We start from the raw sequence: 383 nt of genomic DNA, 5'->3' as shown, positions 1-383 counted from the left end.
GTACCTCGTCGTCGGCGGGCAGTTCGACACCGTCTACCGCGAGGGCGACTGGACCCTGCGCGACGGCGGGTCGACGGGGACGGGCGGCGCGCAGGTGCTCGCGCTCGCGCCCGCCGAGGGCGGGTTCGTCGAGCTGACGTTCCCCGAGGCCGGCACCTACCCGTTCGTCACGCACGCCATGGGCGACGCCGAGCGCGGCGCGCAGGGCCGGTTCCGCGTCACGGACTGACGGCGACGACGCCACGCGGCCCGGGGGAGTTCTCACACCCCGGGCCGCCGGCGTGTGCGCGGAACGTTGCGGGCCGGTGACGCGGGTGCGCGTCCGGGCGAAACACGCGCTGCCTAGCGTCCTGCTCGACGCCGGCCCCACGCGGCGACGCCCG

At 77.0% G+C, this 383-nt stretch carries 1 protein-coding gene; it reads left to right on the top strand.

All coding sequences use genetic code 11. From position 1 onward, the window contains the following. A partial coding sequence (locus G3I71_RS49935; protein ID WP_239149835.1) for a hypothetical protein occupies positions 1-229 on the top strand: 229 nt, incomplete at its 5' end. Positions 230-383: the final 154 nt, after the last annotated feature.

Source organism: Streptomyces sp. SID12501 (assembly GCF_010550245.1).
GTDB lineage: Bacteria > Actinomycetota > Actinomycetes > Streptomycetales > Streptomycetaceae > Streptomyces.
Note: the sequence above shows the minus strand (reverse complement) of the source record. Positions and strands in the feature narration are given on the sequence as shown.